Source organism: Natronolimnobius baerhuensis, assembly GCF_002177135.1.
Lineage (GTDB): Archaea > Halobacteriota > Halobacteria > Halobacteriales > Natrialbaceae > Natronolimnobius > Natronolimnobius baerhuensis.
On record NZ_MWPH01000001.1, the window covers coordinates 806,688 to 831,812 of the forward strand.

General features: G+C 61.4%; 24 protein-coding genes. 8 read left to right on the forward strand and 16 right to left on the reverse strand.

Features of this window, described 5'->3' with window-relative positions; genetic code table 11:
- Positions 1 to 191: 191 nt before the first annotated feature.
- From B2G88_RS03885 to B2G88_RS03895, 3 genes are all read right to left on the reverse strand, one after another.
- Positions 192 to 1,697: a flippase gene (locus B2G88_RS03885; protein ID WP_054862045.1), complete on the reverse strand. Its 1,506-nt coding sequence runs from the start codon at positions 1,695 to 1,697 to the stop codon at positions 192 to 194.
- A 263-nt stretch (positions 1,698 to 1,960) separates the two neighbouring features.
- Positions 1,961 to 3,778, reverse strand: a complete 1,818-nt coding sequence (locus tag B2G88_RS03890; protein WP_054862046.1) for a DUF6541 family protein — start codon at positions 3,776 to 3,778, stop codon at positions 1,961 to 1,963.
- Between the two features lie 366 nt (positions 3,779 to 4,144).
- A complete protein-coding gene (locus tag B2G88_RS03895; RefSeq protein WP_054862047.1) occupies positions 4,145 to 5,188 on the reverse strand; it encodes a DUF1616 domain-containing protein in 1,044 nt (347 codons plus the stop codon).
- Between the two features lie 340 nt (positions 5,189 to 5,528).
- On the opposite strand from B2G88_RS03895, the gene B2G88_RS03900 reads away from it, so the two are divergent.
- Positions 5,529 to 6,539, forward strand: coding sequence for a GNAT family N-acetyltransferase (locus B2G88_RS03900; RefSeq protein WP_087714293.1), 1,011 nt, complete (start codon positions 5,529 to 5,531; stop codon positions 6,537 to 6,539).
- 38 nt (positions 6,540 to 6,577) lie between these two features.
- Here B2G88_RS03900 and B2G88_RS03905 read toward each other — a convergent pair whose 3' ends face one another.
- On the reverse strand, positions 6,578 to 7,033 hold the full coding sequence (locus B2G88_RS03905) for an RDD family protein (RefSeq protein ID WP_054862048.1): 456 nt from the start codon (positions 7,031 to 7,033) through the stop codon (positions 6,578 to 6,580).
- A gap of 181 nt (positions 7,034 to 7,214) precedes the next feature.
- Here B2G88_RS03905 and B2G88_RS03910 point away from each other — a divergent pair, with 181 nt between their 5' ends.
- Together B2G88_RS03910 and B2G88_RS03915 are read left to right on the forward strand one after the other, a co-directional pair.
- Positions 7,215 to 8,828, forward strand: a complete 1,614-nt coding sequence (locus B2G88_RS03910; RefSeq protein WP_087714294.1) for an alkaline phosphatase family protein — start codon at positions 7,215 to 7,217, stop codon at positions 8,826 to 8,828.
- 240 nt (positions 8,829 to 9,068) lie between these two features.
- Positions 9,069 to 10,313: a tyrosine-type recombinase/integrase gene (locus tag B2G88_RS03915; RefSeq protein ID WP_087714019.1), complete on the forward strand. Its 1,245-nt coding sequence runs from the start codon at positions 9,069 to 9,071 to the stop codon at positions 10,311 to 10,313.
- Positions 10,314 to 10,382: 69 nt separating this feature from the next.
- On the opposite strand, the gene B2G88_RS03920 is transcribed toward B2G88_RS03915, so the two are convergent.
- From B2G88_RS03920 to B2G88_RS03960, 10 genes are read right to left on the reverse strand one after another with little or no spacing between them, the layout of a single operon-like run.
- Positions 10,383 to 11,849 (reverse strand): monovalent cation/H+ antiporter subunit D family protein, encoded by a 1,467-nt coding sequence (locus B2G88_RS03920; protein ID WP_054862049.1) that lies wholly within the window; start codon positions 11,847 to 11,849, stop codon positions 10,383 to 10,385.
- The gene (locus tag B2G88_RS19420; RefSeq protein WP_176393169.1) at positions 11,842 to 11,985 is read right to left on the reverse strand and encodes a hypothetical protein; all 144 of its coding nucleotides are present in this window, start codon (positions 11,983 to 11,985) and stop codon (positions 11,842 to 11,844) included. The genes B2G88_RS03920 and B2G88_RS19420 overlap by 8 nt, the downstream gene beginning before the upstream one ends.
- A gap of 2 nt (positions 11,986 to 11,987) precedes the next feature.
- The gene (locus tag B2G88_RS03925; protein ID WP_087714020.1) at positions 11,988 to 13,817 is read right to left on the reverse strand and encodes a Na(+)/H(+) antiporter subunit D; all 1,830 of its coding nucleotides are present in this window, start codon (positions 13,815 to 13,817) and stop codon (positions 11,988 to 11,990) included.
- Positions 13,817 to 15,526: a proton-conducting transporter transmembrane domain-containing protein gene (locus tag B2G88_RS03930; RefSeq protein ID WP_087714021.1), complete on the reverse strand. Its 1,710-nt coding sequence runs from the start codon at positions 15,524 to 15,526 to the stop codon at positions 13,817 to 13,819. Before B2G88_RS03930 ends, B2G88_RS03925 begins: the two co-directional genes overlap by 1 nt.
- A complete protein-coding gene (locus tag B2G88_RS03935) occupies positions 15,519 to 15,914 on the reverse strand; it encodes a sodium:proton antiporter (RefSeq protein WP_054862050.1) in 396 nt (131 codons plus the stop codon). The genes B2G88_RS03930 and B2G88_RS03935 overlap by 8 nt, the downstream gene beginning before the upstream one ends.
- Positions 15,911 to 16,579, reverse strand: coding sequence for an MnhB domain-containing protein (locus B2G88_RS03940; RefSeq protein WP_087714022.1), 669 nt, complete (start codon positions 16,577 to 16,579; stop codon positions 15,911 to 15,913). The genes B2G88_RS03935 and B2G88_RS03940 overlap by 4 nt, the downstream gene beginning before the upstream one ends.
- Positions 16,576 to 17,229 carry a DUF4040 domain-containing protein gene (locus tag B2G88_RS03945; RefSeq protein WP_087714023.1) on the reverse strand — a complete coding sequence of 218 codons (654 nt, stop codon included), beginning with the start codon at positions 17,227 to 17,229 and terminating at the stop codon, positions 16,576 to 16,578. The genes B2G88_RS03940 and B2G88_RS03945 overlap by 4 nt, the downstream gene beginning before the upstream one ends.
- Positions 17,226 to 17,549 (reverse strand): monovalent cation/H(+) antiporter subunit G, encoded by a 324-nt coding sequence (gene mnhG, locus B2G88_RS03950; protein ID WP_054862052.1) that lies wholly within the window; start codon positions 17,547 to 17,549, stop codon positions 17,226 to 17,228. Before mnhG ends, B2G88_RS03945 begins: the two co-directional genes overlap by 4 nt.
- Positions 17,546 to 17,830 (reverse strand): cation:proton antiporter, encoded by a 285-nt coding sequence (locus B2G88_RS03955; RefSeq protein WP_054862085.1) that lies wholly within the window; start codon positions 17,828 to 17,830, stop codon positions 17,546 to 17,548. The genes mnhG and B2G88_RS03955 overlap by 4 nt, the downstream gene beginning before the upstream one ends.
- On the reverse strand, positions 17,823 to 18,881 hold the full coding sequence (locus B2G88_RS03960) for a monovalent cation/H+ antiporter subunit E (protein ID WP_087714295.1): 1,059 nt from the start codon (positions 18,879 to 18,881) through the stop codon (positions 17,823 to 17,825). The genes B2G88_RS03955 and B2G88_RS03960 overlap by 8 nt, the downstream gene beginning before the upstream one ends.
- 500 nt (positions 18,882 to 19,381) lie before the next feature.
- Between B2G88_RS03960 and B2G88_RS03965 the strand changes: the two genes are divergently transcribed.
- On the forward strand, positions 19,382 to 20,452 hold the full coding sequence (locus B2G88_RS03965) for a quinone-dependent dihydroorotate dehydrogenase (protein ID WP_054862086.1): 1,071 nt from the start codon (positions 19,382 to 19,384) through the stop codon (positions 20,450 to 20,452).
- A 49-nt stretch (positions 20,453 to 20,501) separates the two neighbouring features.
- Complete coding sequence (locus tag B2G88_RS03970) at positions 20,502 to 20,810, forward strand: hypothetical protein (RefSeq protein ID WP_087714024.1); 309 nt, start codon at positions 20,502 to 20,504, stop codon at positions 20,808 to 20,810.
- Between the two features lie 27 nt (positions 20,811 to 20,837).
- On the opposite strand, the gene allB is transcribed toward B2G88_RS03970, so the two are convergent.
- Positions 20,838 to 22,208, reverse strand: a complete 1,371-nt coding sequence (allB, locus tag B2G88_RS03975) for an allantoinase AllB (protein ID WP_087714025.1) — start codon at positions 22,206 to 22,208, stop codon at positions 20,838 to 20,840.
- Positions 22,209 to 22,362: 154 nt separating this feature from the next.
- Here allB and B2G88_RS03980 point away from each other — a divergent pair, with 154 nt between their 5' ends.
- Both B2G88_RS03980 and B2G88_RS03985 read left to right on the forward strand, forming a co-directional pair.
- Entirely contained in the window at positions 22,363 to 23,331 is a 969-nt protein-coding gene (locus B2G88_RS03980) for an NAD-dependent epimerase/dehydratase family protein (protein WP_054862053.1), read from the forward strand.
- Positions 23,332 to 23,461: 130 nt separating this feature from the next.
- Complete coding sequence (locus B2G88_RS03985; RefSeq protein ID WP_087714026.1) at positions 23,462 to 23,815, forward strand: hypothetical protein; 354 nt, start codon at positions 23,462 to 23,464, stop codon at positions 23,813 to 23,815.
- Between the two features lie 455 nt (positions 23,816 to 24,270).
- Here B2G88_RS03985 and B2G88_RS19015 read toward each other — a convergent pair whose 3' ends face one another.
- Entirely contained in the window at positions 24,271 to 24,483 is a 213-nt protein-coding gene (locus B2G88_RS19015; protein ID WP_140408816.1) for a hypothetical protein, read from the reverse strand.
- A 94-nt stretch (positions 24,484 to 24,577) separates the two neighbouring features.
- Here B2G88_RS19015 and B2G88_RS03990 point away from each other — a divergent pair, with 94 nt between their 5' ends.
- On the forward strand, positions 24,578 to 24,991 hold the full coding sequence (locus B2G88_RS03990; protein WP_245835291.1) for a helix-turn-helix transcriptional regulator: 414 nt from the start codon (positions 24,578 to 24,580) through the stop codon (positions 24,989 to 24,991).
- The last annotated feature ends 134 nt before the right edge of the window (positions 24,992 to 25,125 follow it).

Here is a 25,125-nt window from a genome sequence, read left to right on the forward strand (position 1 = left end):
ATAGTATGTCGACGACACCTATAGCTGCAGAATAGGCGCTGTATTCCTTATTTGGCGCCTCTCGAGATGGTGAAAACTCGTTTCAGCCATGGTGCGCGCGAGGAACTGCCCGTGCGCCCTCGAGAGCGCGACGCTGTCGATGGTTGGTCTCACTTCCCACGAATCGAGACGACTGCGAAAACAGTGCCGCCTTAGCTCAACTGGGACATCGCCCAGCGAATGTCGAGCAAGCCGCTGCCGACCGCCAGCGCGAGCCACGCGGCGACGCCGACGCCAACTGCGGCGAGCAACGTGATGACGCCAGAGACGTACGGCAGGAATGCGACGACGATGAGGGACATCCCGAGAGCGATTGCGCAGGTCTTGACGACGGTGACTGCAAGCGCGCGAAGCGAGAGCGAGAGCTCGAGGTGGATCAGATAGAGGTTGACGATGACCATGAGCACGTAACTGACCACCGTCGATATCGCGGCTCCGGCGACGCCAATCGTCGGCAAGAGCGCGAGATTGAGTCCGACGTTCACGATGGCTGCCCCGCCTTTCGAGATCGCGCGGTGGCGGGCGCGACCGAGGTAATCGAGTGCGTCGTTCGTGATCTTGTTGATCGACTGGAGGACGACGAAGACCGAAAGTAACTGGACGAGCGCAATTGCACCGAGGTAGTCGTCGCCGAAGACGAACCGAATCCCCGGATCGGCGACGAGTACCATCCCTGCGGCTGCCGGAACGTAAAACAGGAGATTGTACTCGAGTGCCGTCTCGTAAATGCTTGAGGCCCGCCCGATGTCGTTGCTGGATTTCGACTCACCGAACGTCGGCGCAACGGCGAAGCCGAGCGAACTCGCGGGCGCAGTGACGAACTCCGTGAGCTGTTTTGCGAGCGTGTAGTAAGCCACAGCGACGGGTGTGAGAAACGCCCCGACGAGGACGATATCGACGCGTTTGAACATGATCGACGAGGCACCGGTCACGGACAGCGGCAGACTGTACTCGAGAATGCGGCGGGTGAGTCCCTTCTCGCTCGAGTCAGTCCCTGTCTTGGCGGACTCGCTATCGGTGGCGACGATCTCGTCTGGCATCGTCGAGACCCAGCGATAGAGGACGATCAAGCCGACCGTTGCGCCGAGTCCGTAGCCGACGGCGTAGCCGAGGACGGCACCGGGAATCCCGAAGCCGAGCGCGAGGAGGGTAACGACGAACGCGAAGATGCCGACATTCGAGACAATTGAGAGCAGTGCACTCCAGGTTACGCGGTTGAATCCCTGACAGAGGAAGTAGACGTACGAGCGAAGCGTTTGCCCAATAATGAACAGGACGCCAATCGAGAACATCGACACCAGTTCGGGTTCGCCGAACTGTGCGACGATTGGCTCGCGGAAGGCGACGACGAGTGCCGAGACGACTGCAATTGTGACGAGATTGAACAGCAACGACCGTCGAACGATGAGCGGAATCTTCGACGGGTCGCGCTTGCGATACTCGGTGACGTAGCGAGCAGCCGACTTCGCCAGTCCCATCCGACTGAAGAAGACGGCAATCGAGAAGATCGCAATCGCCAGTGAGAACAGTCCGTACTCCTCGCTCGTCAAGAACACGCGAGTCAACAGCAAGATGAGCAAGCCGTTGACGGCGATTTCGATGACTTTGCTGGCGAGGTTCGCTTTGAATCCGCCAACGATTGAATCTGTCGTAGCCATTACGTGATACTGCGGCGTGCAGTGATGGACGAATTGAGGGTCGTTCGATTCGATTCATCAGTTCGGTTCGTAACTCTCGCACTGCGTCGACGGACGCGGCGTACGGACCCAGTGGAGGTGCCACGAGAACGACCTCGAGACGAGAGCGGGCGAATTCGACGGGTGCAATCCCACGTCATCAAGTTAGTAGCATCATCCAGTGAAACGCACCTTGTTATGGCGCTGTTACCGGTCGACGCGGCGAGACTCGAGTGCCGATCCGGTTAGACCTCGCTGGTTGCACCGGGGACGTAGTAGAGGTCGAACTCGCCGTTGGATTGAATTCGATTGACGCCCGGCTCGTCCGCGACGGCCTCGAGTTCGGTTTCGGTATAGCGTAGTTCGTCGTAGGTGTCGAGTTCGCGCTCGTGGTCGATCTGCGTGAGTGCGAGATAGCGGTCGGTTTCGTACTGGCCGGAGACGCCCTCACGGAACTCGGCGGCGTCGACGTCGGCGTGTGCCCAACTTCGGTTTTCGTTGCCGTTGACTGCGTCGTCGTATCGGTTCGGCCCATCACGGAGTCCGAGGAAGTCGATTTCATCATCTCGGTTGTCGAACGCCGTTTCGTAGCCGCTCATCGTCGTCTCGCTGACGTGTGGCGAGGCGTTGTAGGTGTACGGCGATGGGACAATCGCAACCAACGACAGCACCAACAGGAGCGTAAAGCCAACAGCGAGCAGCGGGCCGGCCGCCACCGCAACGGTCGGGCGCCCCTCGAGAAGTCGTCCCGAAAGCCCGTGCAGCGCAATCGCACCGAGGATGGTCACGAACACCATCATTAACCCGAACACGCGGAAGAACATGCTCGAGCCGGGCGCAAAGACGTACGCGCCGAAGACCGGAACGAGGACGATCAGTGCAACGACAAAGTAGGTCACTTCAGCCGAGACACGCTCGAACCAGTGTGAATCCCGCCGGAACAACAGGCCGAGAACGAGGCCGCCGACGAGCAGGGCAAACACCAGGTGTGGCGTGAACAGCTTGAGGAACACCTCGAGCAGGCCCGAGCCGAGTGCGTTCAGCGACATTCCTTGTGTTGCAACTGTGTCACCGGCTGAACCGCTGCCACGGAAGAAGTCGACGGCCGCGCCGATGAAGTGCTCGAACATGCCGCCGAAGAAGCCGTGGTCGGCCGACCAGACCAGAAAGAGACCGACGAGGAAGATCGTGTGTCCGTAGACCGGCGTCTGTCCGGCGATCTGCCCGTCAGCCGAAATCCGTTTCGCGAGGAACTGGATGGCACAGATGCCGACGAATGCAGCGATCAGGTGGACGACCAGTTGCGGGTGGTAGACGACCGCTGCAACTCCGGTCAAGGAAAAGGCAGCGCCAATCGCGGAGATGCGCGTCGTCGAGAGGTCCGAGCGGACGTACTTGACGAACACGAACAGGAGGAGTGCCGAGAAGAACACCGCCTGGGACATCGCGTGCGCCTCGAGGTACATCGAGATCGTCGTAATCGGCAAGAGTAAGAAACCGGCGAACGCGGCGATGATGGCTGCGCGCTGGTCGCCGACGATGGTTCCCACACAGAGCGGGACGAAGACACAGAAGACTAGCATCGAAATGAGGACGACGAACAACATCGCCCTCGAGAGCGGAATCTCGATGACAGTGTTGATGAACACCGTCGTCACGTGAATCGCGGGATAGAACAGTTCGAACGGGGACATCGTTCCCTCGCTGATTCCGCGTGCCCAGCCGAGGTGTGTCAGTGCGTCGTAGTGGCCCTGAAATCGATAGCCGCGGATAATCGGGAGGGCAGCGAAGACGACCATCGTGAGTCCGCCGAGTGCAATCGCGAACGGACGGCCACCCCGTGGCTCGCCACGGAGCGGAACGAATGCAATGGTCAGGGCGACGGCCATGGCGATCATGAGGCCGACCCAGACCAGAGACGGCGTCATCGCATACATCGATACCTCGTATCCAGTCGCTGGTGATCCGCGTGCAACGAGTGCACTCCCGGCAAGCGCGAAAAAGCCAATCGAGAGTGCCACCGTCCGGAGAAGTCCGTCGTCGATGGCTGAGTGCTGTGACATTCGAAGCTGCCAGCGTCTTTGCCAATTTCCACCCTTGTTATACACTACTTGCTGACCGTAAGCGTCTCAATACCGTCTCACTGTGTGAAACGTTCGCCGAAAACCAGCCGGAAGCGAGTCTTAACGGAGGGATCTCTCGAGTCATCGACTCAACTCGGATCACAACTGCCCAGAGACGACGTCACTCACTCTCTGTGCACTCTGTCGTTGCTGGTCCGTCTCCCCAAGTGGGCAGTCAGAGACACTCCGACGTCGTCTCGTCCACAGCACCAACAGATATCGAACGCTCGAGACAGCGCTGCTCGTCTACAGTACCGAACGCGAGAAGCAAACTGGCGAGAACGGACCGAACCACTCGAGTGTCGATCAGTCGTCGTCAGCGTCGATGTCGTCGGTGATTTCAGTCCAGACGTAGCCGTAGCGGTAGGCGTTCTCCGTCGATGGCTCGTCGGGAACCTCGTCATCGTACAGCAAGACGGCGATGCGAACGTCGCCGGAGTCGGCGTCTGGCGTCACCGAGATATCGTCCTGTACAGTTTCACCGTCTTCGAGCTGATAGTCGGTCCGGTCGTGGTCCGTTCGGTCGAAGACCTCGCCGTCGCTGATCCACTGCTCCTGGATCACGGCCGTGTACTCCGTCGACTCACCTTCCTGATTCTCGAGTCCGATGGCGAACGGGATCGACTCGCCGGACTCGACCGTTGAGGTGTAGTTCGCGGCGACGAGTTCACCTGCGTCGTCCTCAGCAAGCAGTTGGAGGTCGGTGTACTCCTCAGCAGACTGCGGGTCAGCGAGTGCGTAGCCGACAGACGTCAGCGCGATCAGCAGACTGGCGACGAGGACGACGTTCGCGGCGGCCTGAACGGTCGAGTTCGTCCCCAGAATCGCCGTGCGGATAGCGCCCAGTCGCCGACTGAGCGAAAACTGATACCGCTCGGTTCGGGGAACGCGAATCCGTCTGATCGAGGCGACACACACCCCAAGCAGCGTGTATCCGCTGACCACGGCGACGACGACTCCCTGCGTAAAGCCGAGCGAGACGACGGCGATTCCGAGTCCGAGCAGCGGAATCAGTCCGACGCTCAGGCCGAACGCGAGTGCGAGGCGCTCGAGGTCGGAGAACTCCTGTACCTGCCCGATCAGTCCAGTCTCCTCGACTGAGCGAGCCGGTGTGCGTCGCGGAAAGAGCATCGAGACGGTCGCGTATCCCGGTGCGAGAAAGAGCAGCGGGAAGCCGAGTGCGGCGCGGACGACCGGCGACCCGATGTCGACGACCGCAAGGAGCACGGCTGCGACGATGACGAACCCTGCAGTGGTGATCAGGTCAGTCGGTAACTGCCCAAGGACGTGTTTACCTCCCTGTCGAACGGCTGTAGACGGATGTGACGGCTGCGGTGAACGATCTGTCATCTATTCCCAGGTAGTCGCTCTTCAGGAGAGTCAGCTATTGTTACTGGTCGCATAACCGGACGTATCTCGCAGTGTTTCTGTCCTCAAGTGCGATACGTATGGCGTAAAATCGACAAAAGAGCGCTTGTTCGGCACAATTTGGATGAGATGCTTCGTTCGCGAGCCTCGACTCGAGGACACGCGCACCCGCCTGCGAAGTCGTCACTGATTACGGGAGTCGATCACTCGAGTGGCGGTCTGGAAACAGGCTGCTTACAAAGTGCGCGTGGGGCGAGCGTGTTCGTATGGTACGTCGAGCGACCAGCGATATGCGAGTATTCGCAGCCGGGTGGTCGAACAGATGAGCATCGATGTTCGCATCGCAACCGAGGACGACCTCGAGAAGTGGAATCGTCACGTCAGCCGTTCGCCACAGGGGACGCTCTGTCACGAACTCGAGGCGCTGCGGGTGCAAGCCGCCCATTCCGATGCAACCCTCCATCCGCTGATCGGGTTCAAAGGACAGGAACCCGTCGGCCTGTTTCCGGTCTTCGAAATTTCGAAGAAGTTCGTGACGACGGCGTTTTCGCCGCCGCCACACCTTCGCGTGCCGTATCTCGGGCCGGCGTTTCTGAACATGGCGAAGCTGAAACAGCGAAAGCGCGAGCGCCGCCGTCAGCGCTTTATGGACGGCTGTTTCGAGTGGATTCAAGAGGAACTTGCGCCGAAGTACGGCCACGTCCGCACCTCGACGGCGTTCGAGGACTCGCGCCCGTTCAAGTGGAACCAGTACGATGCGACGCCGGAGTACACCTACGCGGTCGACATCACGCCCGAGACGGACGAGTTGCTGATGACGTTCAGCAGTGACGCGCGAAGTAACATTCGCAACACCGACGAAGACGACTACGAGGTCACCGTCGGCGGCGACGAGGACATTCGGCTGATCCACGAACAGGTGAAAAACCGCTACGAATCGCAGGATATCAGCTTCGGCGTCCCCGTCGAGTTCATCCTCGATCTCAACGACGCCGCTGAAGACGGTGCCGTTCGCCCGTACACGCTCCGAGTCGACGACGAGTTCGTCGGCGGGATTCTGGCACTCGAGTATGGCGACCGGACCGGTCGCTGGATGGGCGGCGTTCGCACCGATACCGACGTCGACGTGCCGACGAACGACCTGCTCGACTGGGCGATTATGGACGACGGTCACGAGCGCGGCCTCGAGACCTACGACCTCGTGGGTGCGGACACGCGCCGGATCAACCGCTATAAGGCGAAGTTCAACCCCGAACTCGAGACCTACTACAGCCTCGAGTACGGTAAGTGGGGGATGCGCCAGCTAGCGTCGATGTACGATTCGGTCAAGTAACTCGTCCGGCCGTTTTTGGAGTGTGCGTGGGTCTGTGCCTACACGTTGACGACCGTCGTCTCGCCGAAGATGTCGCCGAGGCGCTGATTATCGTCCGTCGAGAGGATCAACAGGACGGCGACGAGCACCGGGAACAGCGCCGCACCGCCGAGTATTTTCGTGATGTTTCGAGCGATTGCACCGCCGGTGGAACACTCCCGGCCATCGGTCTGGACGACCCGAATGCCGAGCACCATCTTGCCAGGGGTTTGGCTCCATGCCGCTTCTGTGCCGATATAGTAGACGAAAAGGAAACCGAGCCCGACAAGCGACCCGATGCCCTCTGCGTCCTCGAGGGTCATCCCGCTCGGGGCGAACAGGGCCAGGAGTGGCACCAAGATCGCCACCAGCGCGATAACCGAAACGACGCCGTCGACGATCCACGCCAACGCACGTGCGAGAAGGCCAGCCTGCCGTTTGCCGGCGTGTGCTGGTTGATCCGCATAGTATGCCATACGGACGACTGTGAACGTGACTGATAAAGCGGCACGGGTTCATCTCTTGCGGAGAAATACCCGACTGACTGTCTCGCGGTGCGGACAACCAAGGGACACTCGTCTCATCAGCACCGAAGGGTCCGGATTCGACTGGGAACCGCCTGCATAACCAAGGGCTGACCTGATGCAGACACGCTCGATGGACGACGGATCCTCCCTCCAAACACTGCTCGTCGGTGTCGACGCCGCGTGTGATCGGGTGCTCGCACCAATGTTCGACGACGACGAGCTGCCGACAATCGAGTCGATCTACGAACAGGGGGTCAGTACCCCCCTCGAGTCACAGATCCCGCCCTGGACGGCGTCGGCGTGGCCCTCTCTCTACACGGGGAAGAACCCCGGCAAACACGGCGTTTTCGGCTTTCTCTCGTTCGACGGCTACGACTGGGACGTCGTCAACGCAAGCGACGTGCGCGAGCGGGCGATCTGGGAACTGCTCGACGAACACGACATGACGAGCGTCGTCGTCAACGTCCCCGTAACCCACCCCGCACGGGAGTTCGACGGCGCGTTGATCCCCGGCTACACCGCCCCGGAAGACCCCGAGTGCCAGCCGGCCGGCCTCCTCGAGGAGGTTCGCGAGGAAATCGGCGAGTATCGGGTCTATCCCGACGAGGACGCTGACGACCTCGGTGAGGCCTACAGTGAATGCGCGCGTATGCGCGGGGAGGCGTTTCGCTATCTCGCCGATCAGTACGACCCCGAGTTCGGCTTCGTCGAGTTTCAGGGAACGGACTCGATCTTCCACAAAGAGCCTGACAACGACGCAGCCATCCGCCAGATCTACCGCGAGGTCGACCGCCAACTCGAGACGATTCTCGAGACCCACGATCCGGACACCGTCATCATCGCCAGCGATCACGGGATGGGACCCTACGAGGGACAGGAGTTCCGCGTCAACGAGTATCTTCGTCGCGAGGGCTTCGTCGAGACGGAACACGGCGGTGACGGAATGCCGACGTGGGCGACGGTCCGAGACGGGGCGCTCAAAGAAGGGACGGACGAGACAACACACGACCCGAGCGTCGCCGAACGAGCGATGGCGAGTGCCGCTCGCGTCGGCCTCACGAGCCAGCGAATCGGGGCCGTCCTCGAGCGCCTCGGCATCGATGAACTGGTCGCATCGCACGCGCCGGCTGGCATGGTCAGCGCCGGCGCAACGCAGGTTGATTTCCCCGAGTCGACGGCCTACGTCCGCTCGCGCATCGAACTCGGCGTCCGGCTCAATCTCGAGGGGAGAGAGCCGAACGGCGTGGTCCCGGAAGCGGAGTACGAGACTGTGAGGACACACATCATCGACGCCTTGCGCTCCGCGCGGACGCCGGAGGGTGAGCCAGTATTCGAAACCGTTCGCCCACGCGAGGAGTACTTCCACGGCCCCGAAGCCGAGCACGCCGTCGACATCGTCACGATCCCTGCGGACTTCGAACACTTCATCTCCGCAACCCTGCGAGACGAGCAGTTCGGGCCGCCAACCGAGCCCTGGAATCACAAACTGCAGGGAACCTTTGCCGCCTCAGGCGCGGCTATCAACCAGACGCGCAGCGTCGGGGATGCACACCTATTCGACGTCGCACCGACCGTGCTTGCGACGCTTGGCGTCCCGGTCGACGAGCAGATGGACGGCCAGCCACTCCCCTGTGTCGACTCCTCGGGTCATCAATCGTATCCACGACTCGACGAGACCGACTCCGTCGAAACCGCCGATGCAGCCGTCGAAGACCGACTCGCTGATCTTGGCTACCTCGAGTAAGCCCGCTGTTTTCGGTTCCAGTCACGTCGCTGTCTTTTCTTTCTCGACTCTCGAGACCGAAACACAGATTGGTGTTCAGCGGTCAGTTGGGGACGAACCGATGACTCGCCGTGGCGCGTGTGAACACCGAGTTCGATTCAGAGAGTATCTCGAGTCCGCTGTGTCTGTCGGAGCCGGGGCTGTCTCATCACGACAACCGCACGTTCCGCGCAGTACCGGCACGAGGGAGGTGACAAGACCGTGACCGAGCACAGCGACGAGTCAGACGCCACTGCCGCTGCTGATATCGCACTCGCAGACGCCATCGATGTCTATCTCGAGCGAAAGGCTGTCGGCGACGGCGATCCTGCAACCGCTGGCGCGGGAACCTACGCAGCCAAAGCCGGTTCGATACTGGGTCGCTTTGCCGAGTGGCTCGAGCACGAGTTCGACGTGCGAGCAATCGACGACCTCTCGGCGGACCACATGCGCGCGTACGCACTCGAGTTGGCCGACCGAACCGACCGCGGCGAGTACACGGCGTCGACGGCGAACACCTACTACGCCGTCGTCCGGGCGTTTTTTTCGTGGTGCGTTCGCGGCGGTATCCTCCCCGCAAACCCCGCCGCAACCGACCGCGCCGAAGCCGCCCTTCCCAGCAGACGGACAACTGGTGCGGACGGGGCGAGTGACGACCGCTGGAGCGCGGCCCAACGGCGGCAACTCGAGGCCTATGTTCGAACGCGCTCACTTGAGGCCGACCGCGAGCGACTCGAGCGCGACGAGCGCCGCACGCGACTGCGCGAGTACGCGATGGTGGCCTTGCTCGCACACTCGTCCGTCCGAGGGTCGGAACTGTTTCGCGTCCCCGAAGACGACCGCCGAACAGGAGCGACCTGGGACGACGTCGACTTCTATGCGGGGACGATTCGCGTCCTCGGCAAATCCCAGCGCTACGAGGACGTGACATTGCTCGGGCCAGCCAGAACGCCGCTTCGGCGCTATGGCGTCGTCCTCGACCCGCCATCGAACGATTGGCCGTTGTTTCCGACCCGCCACGCCCCCTCGATTGCGAGGCACGTCAAAGAAACGCTGCGAGAGCGTGGCCATGATGAGGCCGAAATTGAGGATCTCTGTGCAACGCACACGGCGACGGAACTCGCCCGCGACCGCGCAATCGCACCGCCCGCAATCACGACCGAAGGGGCCCGCTCGGTGCTCAAACGACTCTGTGCAGACGCCGGACTCGAGGTCGACGGCGATTACCTGACGCCTCGCGGCGTCCGCAGTGATCGTGTGACAGACGAGGGGCGACAGGAATCCTCAGGTTCAAAGCCGATGCTTCGTGCCGCTTTGACCGAGCGCTCGATTGCGGTTCCGTACGACCCAGACACTATCGTTACCGTCGGATCAGCAGGCCAGTCACCGACCGGTGCGGACTCAGACACCGACGTCTCCGAGTCGCTCACCGACTCGCTGTCGGATTCGGAGTCGTCGACGGAGTAACCTCGAGTCGGGACTAGTTGTTGGACTTCTCGAGCAGAATACCTGAAAAACGTGGTGAATGTGTGCGGCTCAGACGAGGCGAGCCACAGCCTCGCTGAGGAACGTCTGGATCTCCGAGGAGAGGAATCCAAGCGTAAGTCCGAGTCCGGCACCGATCACGAGGACCATGAGCATCCCGTACGTGATTGCGGTCGGATCGACGTCTTCGCCGTCGAACGGGTGGAAGTAGATCCGATTAATGAACGGGAGGATGTAGCCCGCCGACAGCATCGTGCTGCCGAGGACGAGCGCCGACACGATCCAGAGTCCTTCCTCGAAGGCACCGAGGGCGATGTACCACTTGCCGACGAACCCGACCGTCGGCGGGAGCCCGATCATTGCAATACCGAGTGCGGCGAAGGCCCCGGCCATGACCGGCGCCCGTTTTGCGAGCCCGGCGTACTCATCGACGGTCCGAATGCCGCCAAATCGCAGGGCGAACATCCCTGCGAGGAGGAACAGCGAGGCTTTGACGATGCCATGGCCGAACAGTTGTAACATCGAGCCGAACATCGCGGTTTCGTTCGCAACCGCGATCCCGATGAGAATCAGCCCGAACTGCGACACCGTCGAGTATGCGAGCACGAGCTTGATGTGATCCTGCAGGAGTGCGAAGAAACTCCCCGCAAAGAGGCTCAGGAGTGCACCCACGAGTAGCAACTGCGAGATCATCGGATTCACCTCGAGGAACTCAGGGGTGAAGACGGTGAAGATGATCCGGGCGAACGCATACACTGCAACGGCGGGCATCAGCGCGGAGATCACGGCACTGATGCCGTCAGGCGCAGAGGCGTGGGCGTCCGCCAGCCAGGTGTGTACTGGGAACAGTGCAATCTTGATCGCGAGGCCGACGCCCATCAGCACGAACGACGTGATGACGACCGGTTCGTCGTAGCCCGCGACCGCAAGTTGCTCTCCCAGATGGTGCATGTTCAGCGTGCCCGTCGCCGACAGCGCGAGTGCAACGCCGAGCAGGTAGAACGACGCCCCGACGGTGCCGACCAGCAGGTACTTGAACGCCGCGTAGGTCGACCAGCGGTACTTCGAGGACGAGACCAGTGCGTACGACGAAATCGCCATGATCTCGAGGAAGACGTAGAGATTGAACACGTCGCCGGTCATGACGACACCGAGCATCCCGCCGGTGAGCAACAGGAAGCCGGCGTAGAAGGTGTTTCCACGCGGGCCGCCGATTCGGGTATAGGTGAGTACACCGAGTGCGATCCCGAGTATCAGGATAACGACGAGCATCGAGAACTCGTCGGCGTAGAGTTCGATCCCGTAGGGCCACTGGATGTCGCCGAGCATGTACTCGACGGGGCCATTCGTGTAGATCTCCCAGGTTAGCACCGCTGCGGCGGCAAATATCGTTGCGACGATGCTCGTCGCAATTCCCCAGCCAACGCGCTTCCAGCGAAGGCTTGCGGCAATCGGCAGCGCCGCAGTCAGCAGTGGCACGAGGACAATCGCCCCGGCGAGCCACTCGTATTCAGCCATGGCAGTACACCTCCGTGGCTACGCCAGTCCCTCCGGCGGAGCCGACGACGCCTCGGTCGTCCTCGCTATCCGTCACTCCTGGCCGTCTCGAGGCCGTCTCCGTGGAGATCGTATCGGTGTGAGTGTGTCCTATCATGGTCAGTTAACAAAGAGTGCAAGCGTGAGTACGAGCGTGAGCACGCCGGCGGCGACGTAGATCGTCCAGCCGATACCGAGCTTGCCGCCGGTTTTCCCGGGTGTCTGCTGCAATCGCTGGTCGTATCGGTCGTGCCAGCGTTCGGGCAGCACGCTCCGGATCGACGCACTTGGGTCGTGTGAGGATCGAACCAGCCGCCAGCCCGTGGTGACGACGAGGGTATTGACGCCGTTGTAGATCGAACCGAGGCCGCCCGAAAGTGACCGGACCCCGTAGAACGTCACCGGATCGTAGATCTGATCAACGTCGAAGCCGCCGTGAAGCCGGCTGATGATCGGTTTACCGAGGACGAAGATCAGGATACCACCACCGGCGAGATAGCCGGCTTTCAGCAGGTGGCTGAACGAGTAGGGATCAAGCTCGAGTTCACCGGCCATCGGCAGGTACGCGACCAGTGCCTGGTAGTAGATGCCGAAGAAGATACACGCGGCAGCGACCGAGCCGGCGACAATCGCGTGGCCACGGTTCGCGTCGGGCATCTCAATTGGGTCGCCCTGCAGGAAGGCGTAGTAGCCGAACTTGATGAACGACGCGAACGTCCCCATGCTGCCGAGGACGATCATCCAGAACAGGATGTCGAACGAGAAGCCGGCGAGGACGACATCCGATGCGAAGTCGTAGTCCGCGGCGTCCATCACCATCCCTTTGCTGATGAAGCCGTTGAAGCCGGGAACGCCACTAATTGACATGGCCCCGACGAGGAAGACGACGAGTGCAATCGGCGCGGAGGTGCCGATAGCGCCGAACTTGTCGAGTTTCTCCTCTTTGAGCTGGAGGATCAGGATGCCGGCGGCCATGAACAACAGCCCCTTGTAGAGGATGTGGTTGAACAGGTGGGCGAACGCACCGGCAATCCCGAGCGCCGAGCCGACGCCAATCCCGGCGAGCATGATGCCGACCTGTGACTGAATGTGATACGACAGCAGGCGGCGCATGTCCTTCTGAGCCAGCGCGAAGCTCGCGCCGTAGATCGCCATCGCAGCGCCGACGAACGCGAGAATCGCGTTCCCTTCGGGGAATGCGCGGTAGGCCGCATAAACCGCCGACTTCGTGGTGTAACACGCGAGGAACACCGATGTCGCAACGTGCGGTTTGGGATACGTGTCCGGCAGCCAGGCGTGAAGCCCGATTACGGCCGTGTTGACGCCAATCCCGAGACCGGCCAGCACCGCAGCCAGCGAGACCGTCGTGCCGGCAACCGTGATCGGTATTCCGCTGATCCCCGTGCCGTCGAAATGCAACGCGGTCGGCTCGAGGCCAGTCGAGACGAGATAGAGGACGATCCCGCCCAGCAGGAGGCTGCCACCGATACCGTGTGCGAGCGCGTAGCGATAGCCCGCTCGCACGGCGGTGCCGCCGGAGAGCCAGACGAAGATCGTACTGGCGATGGCCATGATCTCCCAGCCGATGATCAGGCCGAGCCAGTCACCGACGGTGACGGTCCAGATGGACGCGATCACGTAGGCAAGCCCCCACAGCAGGTGACGTCGCCCGGTGTCAGCGAAGTACGCGAACGCGACTGCGGAGGCCCCGAACGCGCCGAAGATAATCGCCATCAGGCGCGTGAACGTATCGACTTGGACCGTGATGATCTCGAGGCCCATGAACAGGTACGTCGGGCCGGTTCCCTCGGGGACGAGCAGCGCCCAGGCGACAACGGCGACGAGCGACAGCGTCGCGACCGCGTGGGCAAGTCGTCGGGAGACGAGTGGCACGAGCAGGGCTGCAACGACGACGAACAGCGACGGTGGAATCGAGAGCAGTTCGTTCATTACTCGGCCACCTCCGTGCCTGCGACGATTCCCTCAATGAGCTCGAAAAAGCCCATGTAGTCGGGGGCGATACCGAAGATAAGCATCAGCGTTGCCGTCGTCATCAGTGGAACGAGCATGAGGAGCGTCGTTTCGCTACCGCGCAAATTGGCGCGTCGCCAGCCGTCGGCTGGCGGGAGTTGGTCGTGGCCGTGGTGGCCGTGGTCGTCGTGTTCATCGTGGTCTTCGTGTGCGTCGTCGTGGCCGTCATCGCGCGTGCCGCCATCGGGACGGTACGCTCGCTCGCCCGGCGCGCCGCCGAAGGGATTGTCGAGCACTGGCTTCTCGTCGGCCTGCTCTTCGGATTCGAAGAAGGCCGTGTAGATGATCGGCCAGAAGTACGCGACGTTGAGCGCACCCGAGAGGACAAGCACGGGGACGACGAGCAGGTACGCACCGCCGGCCTCGACGCCGCCGCCCATGATGTTCCACTTGCTGATGAAGCCGGCCATCAGCGGAATGCCGGCCATACTGAAACTGGCCACGGTGAACGCACTCATCGTAATCGGCATCCGTTTCCCGATGCCCGCCATTTCGCTGATGTACTTCACGTCGAGTTCGACGTACAGCGCACCAGCACAGAGGAACAGTGTGAGCTTCGCAAAGGCGTGGGCCGGAATATGGAGCAATCCACCCATCAGCCCGAGGTAGTTCACCAGCGACAGCCCCAGCACGATATACGACAGTTGGGCAATCGTCGAGTATGCCAACCGCGCCTTGAGGTTGTCCTGGCGCAACGCGAACAGACTCGAGATGATGATCGTCGCCGCAGCCAGAATCGTCAGCGGGATGGCGATCCCGAGATCGGCGACCGTCCCCGGTCCGAAGACGTCGATGACGGTTCGAGCGATACCGAACGCACCGGCTTTGACGACCGCGACTGCGTGAAGCAGTCCCGAGACGGGCGTTGGCGCGACCATCGCGCTTGGTAGCCAGGCGTGAACGGGCATGACGCCGGCTTTCACCGCGAACCCGCCGGCGAGCAAGGCAAAGGCGGCGCGTGCAGCCCACGGGTCGGAGGCTGCAACGTCGCCGATGCCCTCGATGCCGCCGCGGGTGAACGTGATGCTGCCCGTGAGCCAGAACACCGCAATCATTCCGCCGAAAACGGCGAGCCCGCCCGTGAGCGCGTACGCGAGGTACTTATAGCCCGACGTGCGGGCTTCTTTCGACTCGTCGTGAGCGACAAGCGGGTACGTCGCAAGCGTTAGGACCTCGTAGAACACCAGCAGGACGAAGATGTTCGCCGCGAAGGCGATCCCGAGCGCTGCGCCGACGCTCAGACACAACATCGCGAAGAATCGGGTTTGGAACGGCTCGTGATGGCCACGCATGTAGCCAATGCTGTAGACCGCCGTGAGGACGTACAGTCCGCTCGAGACCAGCGCGAAGAGCATTCCAAGACGGTCTGCGCGGAAGGTCAATTCAATACCCTCGACGAACGTGCCGAGGTGAGCCTCGTGGACCTGCCCGTTGAGCACGTCCGGAGCCATACTGAGGACGATCCCGAACATCGCCAGTCCGGCGAGCAGCGACCACGCTTCGCGGAGGTTCGGCCGATTCTTCGAGAGGAAGATCAGACCGACAGCGAGCAGCGGGATGAGCAACACTGCAACCGGGCGGAGCGAGTCGGTCGTCTCCGCAGTCGCGAGGATCGTCGGCTCAATCATCGCTGCCACCTCCGGTGCTGTCATCGTCGACTTCGTCGGCTGCGATCATCGCCTCGATTTCGCGGGTGTCGACCGTCCCAAACTCCGAGTGGAGCCGGATAACGAGTGCGAGGGCGAGTGCAGTCAGTGCAACCCCGACGACAATCGCCGTCAGCACGAGGACGTGCGTCAGCGGGTTCGAGTGGGGTTCCTCGAAGCCGATGATCGGCGGCGTCGCGCCGTCGACGTAGCCAATCGTCACGAGCATCAGATAGACGGCGATCTGGGCGAAGTTGAGCCCGATTACTTTCTTGATCAGGTTCCGACTGTCGATCATCATGTACACCCCAATCAGGAACAACGCGAACGACGTGAAGTAGTAGTGATAGGCATCAATCTGTTCGATCATAGCGACTCACCTCCATCAGACTCGTCACCGACACCGGATGCGAGCCAGATGACTGCACCGATGATCACACCGCTGACGAGCGCAGCGATTGCAACTTCGACCAATTTGACCATATCCTCGACTGAGAGGGGGTACCCCTCGAGGTCGAGCATCGCGTCACCGACGATGATGCCACTGAAGGCAATCCCGCCGAACAGCGCGGTCCCGAGGACAAACAACCCGGCAAGCGCTCGCGCGTCGAGCCACTGCCGCGTTGGCTCGAACCCGAACGAGAGTGCAATCAACACGATTGCAGAGGCCATGACAACCCCTCCCTGGAACGCGCCGCCGGGAAGACTGGTCCCGAAGAGCGTCAGATAGACACCGAAAACGACGACGAACGGCGTCAACATCCGCGCGGCCGTCTTGACAACCGGACTCTGCGTGACGACCGTCGGTGGCTCATCAGCTATCTCCTCGAGATCCGGCTTGACCGTCGCATCCTGAGCTGTATCCTGTGCACTCGAGTCCGGCTGCTCGGCTTCGTCGGGTGCGTCCGAGGGATAGCCGTGGATCTCTTCGTCACCGCTCGAGGCGTCGGCGAACGGCTCATCGTCTGCGTCCTGGCCGCCATCGGATTCGACGGGTTCGGATGGGCCGTCGTCCGTCTCGTCAGGCCCAGTCATAGGATATCCTCCCGTTGCAAGACGATCAGAATGCTCACAGCCGCTGCGAACGCGACGATGAGTTCACCCAGTGTGTCGAGGCCACGGTAGACGACCAGGACGGCGACGACAGCGTTGGGGAAGCCGGTATCTCCGAGCGTGTTCTCGAGGTAATAGGTGTGAGGCGTTGCGTCGCCAGTCGCGTACTCTGTGGCGACAGCAGCGGTTTCACCGATTGGATCCAGCGAGAGGAACGTATAGCCGAGTGGGATGGCGAGTGCCGCGATGAGTAGGGCAGCGGGGAGGTTGAGCGGGTGGAACCCGCTCGAATCATCACTGCTTTGGCCTGCTTCAGCATCGGCGACGACCTCGCCGCCATCCGTCGTCGGAGTGTCCGTCTCCGCGGCCGAACCGGTCTCAGCATCGTCATCGGAGGCCGAAATTCCGGTCGTCTTCTTCAGCGCGATCAGGAACAGGACCGAGGTGACCCCGGCGCCGACAGCTGCTTCGATCAGCGCAACGTCGGGAGCGGCCAGCAGGACCCAGATCACTGCAATCGCGAGTGTCAGGCCCGCGAACATGACGATTGTCCCGACAACATCGCGTGCGAACGCGACGTACAGTGCGGCGAGAACGACGAACGCGATCAGTCCAAGCTCGAGCCAGATCATTGTGAGTCCTCCGTGGTGTCGTCAGCCGTCCAGACCTCGATTCCCTGACTGTAGGCGGCACGGGTAATCGCGTGAGCTGCAGTCGGGTTCGTGTAGTAGATGAACACGATCAGCAACAGCGCTCGCAGGACTTCGCCAGCCGTACCGAAGTAGAGCGCAACGGCAAGAATCGAGAAACCGGCACCGAGTGTGTCGGCTTTCGTCGCTGCGTGTGATCGCGTGTAGACGTCTGGCAGCCGGATCATGCCGACGGCGGCGACGAACGTGAAGAAGACGCCGATTGCAGCACACAGGATAATGAGGGCAGTAAGCAGTGTCATCGCCAGTCCACCTCACCGCTTTGGTAGGTAAAGCGACCGACGACGAGGCTCAACACGAAGTTCAACAGCGCGTAGACAATCGCGATATCGAGGTACTCGGGTCGGTCCAGTCCCGCCGAGATCAACGCCAGCACGATCACGATGCTCGTTCCGATCACGTTGATCGCGACAACCCGGTCGTGGGTCGTCGGCCCGGCAAAGACGCGATAGAGGACGATTAGCGCGAGGACAACGACGAGCGCCGCCGCGCCCAGTAAGACGGTGTTGAGAAACTCAGTCATCGCGGTCACCTCCATCGGTGCGCGCTCGAGCGCGGTCGGCGTCGGCTGCCGGGCCGAGCAGTGGCTCGTCATCGTTCCGTTCGCCGGGACCGGGGAGTTCGAGTCCCTCACGGCCGTAGAAGAGGTAGCGAACGGCGCGCTCGTGGACGCCGTCGACAACGTCGTCTCGAGCGCCGGGGGTAAGCGAGTGGACGAGCAGGTGGTGGCCCTCCGCATCGACTGTGAGCGTTCCCGGTGTGAGCGTGATGCTGTTTGCGAACGTGGTCACGGAGATCCCATCGCTGACAGCGGCATCGATCCGGTCGAGTCCGGGGTCGATTGGCAACGAGGGGTGTAAGACGACGTATGCGAACAGCACGTTCGCCTTGGTAATCTCCCACAGCAGGTATGGCACGAAGATCAGACCGCGACCCACAGTCTGGAGCGACGAGAGCGGTTTCGGCGTCGTCTCGAAGGCAGCGTTTCGAAGCAACAGCGCGGCGATTGCCGCGGCGACGACGCCTGACCCGAGCGCGAACGTGTACGTTGGACCGCCAAGTGCAATGTAGAAGCCGAACGCGACAACGCCAATAACACCAGCACGAACGAGTTCGCCGCTGGTCGGCTGCCAGCCCGACGCAGATACTGGTGCACGCTCGCACTCGAGTGGCGTCCGTGCAAGTGTCGATTCGACCGACTGCAGTGTCGGCGATGTTGCGTCGATGGCGTAGTTCGGATCGAGGATGACACGCTCGAGGCCGTGGTCGGCCGCGTACTCGACGAACAACTCGATGTGGTCCGTCGGACCGGCGACGTACCGGTCCGCGCCGAGCAATGCTGTGTCCACGGTGAGCGAATCGGGGCCAGCCTCGCGAGCACGCCGTTCAGCGCGCTCGAGAACGTCCTCGTAGCGATCCAGATCATCCTCGACGTGATGGCCAGAGACTGTTGTGACGAGGTGGACTGGAACTGGTTTCTCACCGTCGGTTGCGACGCTGACTGCGTGGGAGACGGTCTCCTCGAGCGTCGCAGATGGTGCGATTGGCACGAGGAGGCCGTTAGTCCCAGTCACATCGACCACCTCCGCGGTCGCTGTCAGCCGGCGCGGTGCTCGTCCGCACGCCAGCGCCACACGACTGCCGGACGGTCACCCGGCCAGACAGCGGTGTACGCACTCGATTAGCCGCCACGGTACATCCCTCCTGGTGACCGTCGTTGGATACTCATGACTCGCGTTGTTAGTCGACTCAAGCGGTAGCCGTAGGAAAACTATTTCGCTATTCGATAGATGTTCCAGACCACGAATAGATATTTTATAATAATTTATTTATCCGGACAAGCTCGGATTTATTCGCCGAAACAATTGACGAGTATCCGATTCCGCCCAGGCTCCCGTGCTGTCTCGAGGCTTTCAATCAGGAGAACCTCCTTATTCGCGCTTACGATTCCCCGAAATGAGCAGCCGAGACAGACAGAATCGGACGAATTGTTTGATTGCTACCAAGAGTGACGACACAGCCGGTCGAGATCCGCTCCGAGTCGTTTACGTACCGGCCGGCCACAAGACGACATATGACGCTGTATTCGCGGGTGCGCCCCCTCGCGTTTCAACTTCCTGCCGAGACGGCCCACGATCTCGGCAAGCAAACGCTCCGGGTAGCCCAATCGACGTGGCCGACTCGAGCGGCACTGTCGGCTGCGTACCAGTACGACCATCCAGCTCTCGAGGTCGACCTGTTCGACACCACTTTCCCGAACCCCGTCGGGGTCGCCGCCGGCTTCGATAAGAACGCCGAAGTCACCCACGCACTCCGTGCACTCGGCTTCGGTTTCGTCGAAATCGGCACCGTGACGCCCCACCCACAGACGGGCAACGACCGTCCGCGGCTGTTTCGCCTCCGCAGGGACGAGGGAATGATCAACCGGATGGGCTTCAACGGACAGGGGATGACGCAGGTCCGAGATCGACTCGAAGCCGATGGCACGCCTAGCTTCCCGCTCGGCGTCAACATCGGGAAGATGAACGTCTCGACGGAGCGCGAAGCTATCGAGGACTATCGACGGGTGTTCGAGCGGCTCTCGCCGTTTGCGGACTACGTCGTCGTCAACGTCTCCTGTCCAAACACGCCCGACGAGTTTGACGAAACTTCTCCCGAACACCTCCACACGATTTTCGAGACGCTCGAGGCTGAAACCCACACAGACGTGCCGATGCTCGTCAAGATCGGCCCCGACGAACCCGAGGAGGCAGTGCTCGAACTCGTCGACATCGTACAGGAACTCGGACTCGACGGCATCGTCGCGACGAACACCTCGACCACTCGCGACGGCCTCGAGTCGCCCAAACGTGAGGAGTGGGGCGGTTTGAGCGGCAAGCCGGTCGAAGACCGTTCGACTGACGTGATTCGCTCCATCGCCGAGCATACCGATGGCGACCTGCCAATCATCGGCGTCGGTGGCGTCGACTCGCCGGTCAGCGCGTATGAAAAGATTCGCGCGGGCGCGTCGCTCGTGCAACTGTACACCGGCTTCGTCTATCAGGGGCCGTCGACGGCGAAACGGATCAATCGCGGACTGGTCGCGCTCCTCAAGCGAGACGGTTTTAACTCGATTGAAGAGGCGGTGGGTGCCGACCTCGAGTGACAAACGGCTGACCGGAACACTATTTACTGTCACCTCGAGTGAGTGTTGTATGTCTACACCCTCCGCATCCGACGACCCGACTGAGTCGGATGACGAGCCACACTGGGTCAGTACTGGCGAGGCGCTTGGCTACGTCACCAGCGAGTATCGAACGCTGTTTGCATACCTTATCATCGGGTGGCTCGTCTGGTTGGCTGGTGGCTCGCTATTCAGTGAGGGGACCTCCTCGAGTCCGCCTGCACTTACGATATCCACCTATGGCGCGGTGTTGCTGGTGGCCGGTGCTGGGACGATGCTCGCGGTACTTATCGCAACGGTATACAAATTAGGACGGGATATCCAACTAGCAAGAGACTAGTGCCTCTTACGCGCGCTCGCGTGAGAGTTACTCGTTGACGCGGACTCGAGTCCCGTACCCGGACTCGCCGACGACCTCGCCGTCTTCGGCGACGAGTTCGCCGCGGACAACGGTTGCGACGGCTTTGCCCGTAAAGGACTCGCCGATAAACGGCGTGACGCAGTTTTTCGAGTGCAGTTCGTCAGCACTCTCGAGCGTCCACTCGAGATCCGGATCGACGATGGTGAAGTCCGCGTCAGTGCCGACCTGCAACGACCCTTTCTGCGGGTACATCCCCCAGACCTGTGCAGGACGGGTCGAGTGGCGATACACCCACTCCTCGAGCGTGAGTCGTCCCTCGTTGACGAACGTGAGGAGGGCGGGGACTTCGGTCTCGAGGCCGACGAAGCCCGAGATCGAATCCCAGATGTTGCCGAACGGGTCGTCGACTTTCTTCTCCTCGGGGGTATGTGGGGCGTGGTCCGTCGCGATACAATCAATTGCGCCGTCGTCGATGCCGACATCCCAGAGTGTCGCGCGCTCGTCGGCGTCGCGAATCGGCGGTTGGATTCTGGCTGGGTTGCCTTTCTCGCGCATGACCTCCTCGGTGAACCAGAGGTAGTGGGGGCAGGTTTCAGCAGTCACGTCGACGCCGCGGTCTTTGCCGCGGGCAACGGCCTCGGCGGCTGAACCGGACGACACGTGGAACATGTGTACCTTCGTCCCTGTCTGTTCGGCGAAGGTGATCATCCGCTCGACGGCTTCCTGTTCGGCGATCACCGGTCGAGAATGGGAGTGATCGATGGGTTCGTTTCGGCCCTCGGCTTTGAATTTCTCGGTGTAGTGGTCGATGATCTCGCCGTTTTCCTCGTGGAAGCCGAGTCGCTTGCCTGTCTCTGCAATTCGCTCCATTGCCTCGAGAATCTCGCCGTCGTTCGGCGGCGGCACGTCGCCCACTGTTGAACCAAGGAAGATTTTGAATCCCAGCGCGCCGGCCTCGTCGATGTCGGGAATCAGATCGAGATTTTCGCTCGTGACGACCGCGTAGCTCTGGAAATCGACGTGTGCGAACGCTTCACCGCGGTCGAACTTGAGCTCGAGGTGTTCGGGGCGGTCGATCACGGGGTCGGTGTTTGGCATGCCGACGACGGTCGTCACGCCGCCTGCAGCGGCCGCTCGAGTGGCGGATTCCCAGTCTTCTTTGTACTCGAGGCCAGGTTCGCGGTTGTGAATGTGGCCGTCGATGATGCCGGGGACCAGGAGTGCGCCCTCGGCATCGTAGACGCGCTCGGCGTCGGGAAGTTGGTCGTCGCGGCCGCGGGCGACGATAGTTCCATCCTCGACGGCGACGCCCGTCTCGGATTCGCGACCGGCGGGCGTCACGACGGTACAGTTGCGGATGACGAGATCGACAGTCATTGGCATGCGCTTGCCGAGGCGGGTGCATAATAGCTTCTGTTGGCCGCACACAGATCGTGATCGGCGGTCAAATCACCGTCTTCGGGCGTATAAGCACTGAATACTGTCCGGTATGGATGGTATACTAAACCGCCCGGAAACTGTCCACTCTCCAATGCGTTCGCCACCGATTCGCGACCAGACGATTCTCGTCACTGGCGGTGCCGGTTTCATCGGAAGCCACCTCGTCGAGGCACTGGTCCCGAACAATGAGGTTCGAGTTCTGGATAACTTCTCGACGGGCGACCGGTCGTTCCTTCCTGAAGATGTGACGGTCATTGACGGCGACATCACCGATCCGATAGCGCTCCAACAAGCCGCACGCGGTGTCGACATCATCTTCCACCAGGCTGCGATGGTCAGCGTCGCCCAGAGCGTCTCCGCACCGCGAGCCAGCAACGAGACGAATCTCGAGGCCAGCCTCCTCGTGTTAGAGCAGGCCCGACAGGAAGACGCCCGCGTCGTCGTCGCCTCGAGTGCGGCGATTTACGGTCATCCGGACGAACTCCCGGTACCCGAAACTGCCTCGACGGACCCCACGTCACCGTACGGCATTCAGAAACTCGCACTCGATCAGTACGTCCGACGCTACGAAGAGCTGTACGACCTCGAGACGGTCGCACTGCGATACTTCAACGCCTACGGCCCGCGCCAACAAGGGCCATACAGCGGCGTCATCTCGACGTTCCTCGAGCAGGCTCGAGCTGGCGAACCGATCACCGTTGAAGGCGACGGCGAGCAGACACGTGATTTCGTTCACGTCGACGACGTCGTCCGTGCGAATCTGTGCGCGGCGACGACTGACAACGTGGGCGAGGCGTACAACGTCGGCACGGGTGAGCGGATTTCGATTCGCGACCTTGCGGAGACGATTCGCGATGCCACAGAGTCCCAGTCGCCGATTGTTCACAAAGATCCCCGGCCCGGTGACATCCGCCACAGCGGTGCGGACGTCTCGAAGGCAGCCTCTGGGCTTGGGTTCGAGGCTCGTATTAGCCTCGAGTCGGGGATTCGCTCACTGGTGTCGGCTGAGTCGCTGGCGAGGTCGGATCAGGCTGCCGAGCGGGCTGTTGACGCCCAATAAATGCTTTGGGCGAGGCGGCTGGTAGCCCGATATTGCCCACAAGGCAGTTCAAGTGCCAAAATGTCAGGTAACCAATCAGGTTCGTGTAGGTGAGTGATAACTATCGGGCTCGCTGCTGGGTATCTGGTGCATGATTGATAGCCTCATCGTCTTCGGTGTAAGCCTGCTCATCGGTGCCGTAGGCATCTACGCCGGAGCGAAAGTGATTGTCGATGCAGATGATTACACGTACGCAATTATCACCGCGCTGATCGGGGCAGTCGTCTGGGCCCTCGTCGGGTTCTTCTTCGGCTGGATCCCATTGCTTGGACCGGCACTTGTCCTCGTGGCGTACCTCGCGGTGGTCAACGCACGCTACCCGGGCGGCTGGGTCGATGCAGCAGCAATCACGATTGTCGCCTGGGTCTCGGTGCTAATCGTCCTGTACGTGCTTGCACTCGTCGGTGTCACCGGCTTCGATGCCGTCGGCGTCCCAGGCGTCTGAGACGGGGCGTTGTCGTTCACTCCCGGTGATCGCTCCGACGGGGCAACGATCACCGGCAAACGCAATGTCGGTCCGTGTGGGCTGAGCACAGCGGGGCGTCTCCTGTCCCCGCCCTCGAGTGTGCGTTTTCCGCCATGCGGATAGCTCGGCTGGGAGCCGGTCTCAGGCACGGTGTTTTGTCGTCCGTTCACACTCAACAGTTTCGGGTGCTTGCAAATGAAAGCCCAAACAGCGCTGAGATGGCGTCTCATCAATGAATTTGAGGATTACTCGCTGAAGTCACACTGAATCCGGGCAAATCGTACCGAACGTCCGACCGAGTTTATTCCGGTCCTCGGTATACACCGCGATGACAGTCGTCTGGGCGGGTTGTTGGAGCGTCGTATCGGTACTCGTGATTCGTCTGCGACTCACCGATACCGACCTACACCGACTCGTCTGACTCCCGTGTGTCGTCACTGCCACGCCACAACTGTCAGGACGCCGGATGAGGTCGAGATCGCTCGATCCACGATGGGGAACATCCGGCACTGCAGGCGAGTCCGCTCGATCCGTCCGCCGACAGTCGAGCGCAGTGCCTCGAGCACGCGGTCATTGGCGGCGACAGCACGAACTGACCGGTCCCTCGGTCGTTCGGGAACCCACTGAGACAGCGATTCCAGTGTCACACAGACCACACCCTCTCACAGACCATGATACATACACTGCTGCCCGACTGTGACCGTATCGACTCGAGTAACCGACCCACGCCACAGTCACACTATGACGAGCACTAATTCAGTCGCAACCGACGTTCCGGTGCTGATTGCGGGGAGTCCACACATCGCGGCGATGTTCGGCATTGTCGCACTCGCAGTGCTTGGCGGCGTCCTCGCCGTCCGAAACCGATTGAGTGAGCGCACGCAGTTGGCCACCCAGCAGGACGACCACAGCGACGAGTTCGTGACGGACCGAGAACGCGTCCAACAGCTCGTCACGGACAACGGTGGGCGAATGAAACAGTCACGGATCGTCGACTCCGTCGACTGGTCAAAAGCCAAAGTTAGTCGCCTGTTGGCCGAACTCGAGGATGACGGCCAGATTACGAAGCTTCGACTCGGTCGCGAGAACCTGGTCTGTCTCCCGGGTCACGAGCCAACGGCGTCGAAATCACCCGAACAGGCCCGACAAGAGTAGTCTCCACTGTCTCTTGCAGCCGTCGTCACCATCCGGCGGGAAGTCACCAACCGCTCGAGCGCTTGTGATGATTCAGTAACCATTTCAGTCGGTTAGCAATGACAATCACGTGTTTCGATGGTCGCGAACATCCC

What these genes read in the sequence shown, in the direction of transcription:
- B2G88_RS19420 (WP_176393169.1), bottom strand. Translation starts at nt 11,985, where the DNA reads ATGATAGGACACACTCACACCGATACGATCTCCACGGAGACGGCCTCG.
- B2G88_RS03985 (WP_087714026.1), top strand. Translation starts at nt 23,462, where the DNA reads ATGATTGATAGCCTCATCGTCTTCGGTGTAAGCCTGCTCATCGGTGCC.
- B2G88_RS03925 (WP_087714020.1), bottom strand. Translation starts at nt 13,817, where the DNA reads ATGAACGAACTGCTCTCGATTCCACCGTCGCTGTTCGTCGTCGTTGCA.
- B2G88_RS03920 (WP_054862049.1), bottom strand. Translation starts at nt 11,849, where the DNA reads ATGGCTGAATACGAGTGGCTCGCCGGGGCGATTGTCCTCGTGCCACTG.
- B2G88_RS03935 (WP_054862050.1), bottom strand. Translation starts at nt 15,914, where the DNA reads ATGATCGAACAGATTGATGCCTATCACTACTACTTCACGTCGTTCGCG.
- B2G88_RS03940 (WP_087714022.1), bottom strand. Translation starts at nt 16,579, where the DNA reads ATGACTGGGCCTGACGAGACGGACGACGGCCCATCCGAACCCGTCGAA.
- mnhG (WP_054862052.1), bottom strand. Translation starts at nt 17,549, where the DNA reads ATGACACTGCTTACTGCCCTCATTATCCTGTGTGCTGCAATCGGCGTC.
- B2G88_RS03945 (WP_087714023.1), bottom strand. Translation starts at nt 17,229, where the DNA reads ATGATCTGGCTCGAGCTTGGACTGATCGCGTTCGTCGTTCTCGCCGCA.
- B2G88_RS03890 (WP_054862046.1), bottom strand. Translation starts at nt 3,778, where the DNA reads ATGTCACAGCACTCAGCCATCGACGACGGACTTCTCCGGACGGTGGCA.
- B2G88_RS03970 (WP_087714024.1), top strand. Translation starts at nt 20,502, where the DNA reads ATGTCTACACCCTCCGCATCCGACGACCCGACTGAGTCGGATGACGAG.
- B2G88_RS03900 (WP_087714293.1), top strand. Translation starts at nt 5,529, where the DNA reads ATGAGCATCGATGTTCGCATCGCAACCGAGGACGACCTCGAGAAGTGG.
- B2G88_RS03990 (WP_245835291.1), top strand. Translation starts at nt 24,578, where the DNA reads ATGACGAGCACTAATTCAGTCGCAACCGACGTTCCGGTGCTGATTGCG.
- B2G88_RS03885 (WP_054862045.1), bottom strand. Translation starts at nt 1,697, where the DNA reads ATGGCTACGACAGATTCAATCGTTGGCGGATTCAAAGCGAACCTCGCC.
- B2G88_RS03955 (WP_054862085.1), bottom strand. Translation starts at nt 17,830, where the DNA reads ATGACTGAGTTTCTCAACACCGTCTTACTGGGCGCGGCGGCGCTCGTC.
- B2G88_RS03910 (WP_087714294.1), top strand. Translation starts at nt 7,215, where the DNA reads ATGGACGACGGATCCTCCCTCCAAACACTGCTCGTCGGTGTCGACGCC.
- B2G88_RS03895 (WP_054862047.1), bottom strand. Translation starts at nt 5,188, where the DNA reads ATGACAGATCGTTCACCGCAGCCGTCACATCCGTCTACAGCCGTTCGA.
- B2G88_RS03980 (WP_054862053.1), top strand. Translation starts at nt 22,363, where the DNA reads ATGCGTTCGCCACCGATTCGCGACCAGACGATTCTCGTCACTGGCGGT.
- allB (WP_087714025.1), bottom strand. Translation starts at nt 22,208, where the DNA reads ATGACTGTCGATCTCGTCATCCGCAACTGTACCGTCGTGACGCCCGCC.
- B2G88_RS03965 (WP_054862086.1), top strand. Translation starts at nt 19,382, where the DNA reads ATGACGCTGTATTCGCGGGTGCGCCCCCTCGCGTTTCAACTTCCTGCC.
- B2G88_RS03930 (WP_087714021.1), bottom strand. Translation starts at nt 15,526, where the DNA reads ATGATTGAGCCGACGATCCTCGCGACTGCGGAGACGACCGACTCGCTC.
- B2G88_RS03905 (WP_054862048.1), bottom strand. Translation starts at nt 7,033, where the DNA reads ATGGCATACTATGCGGATCAACCAGCACACGCCGGCAAACGGCAGGCT.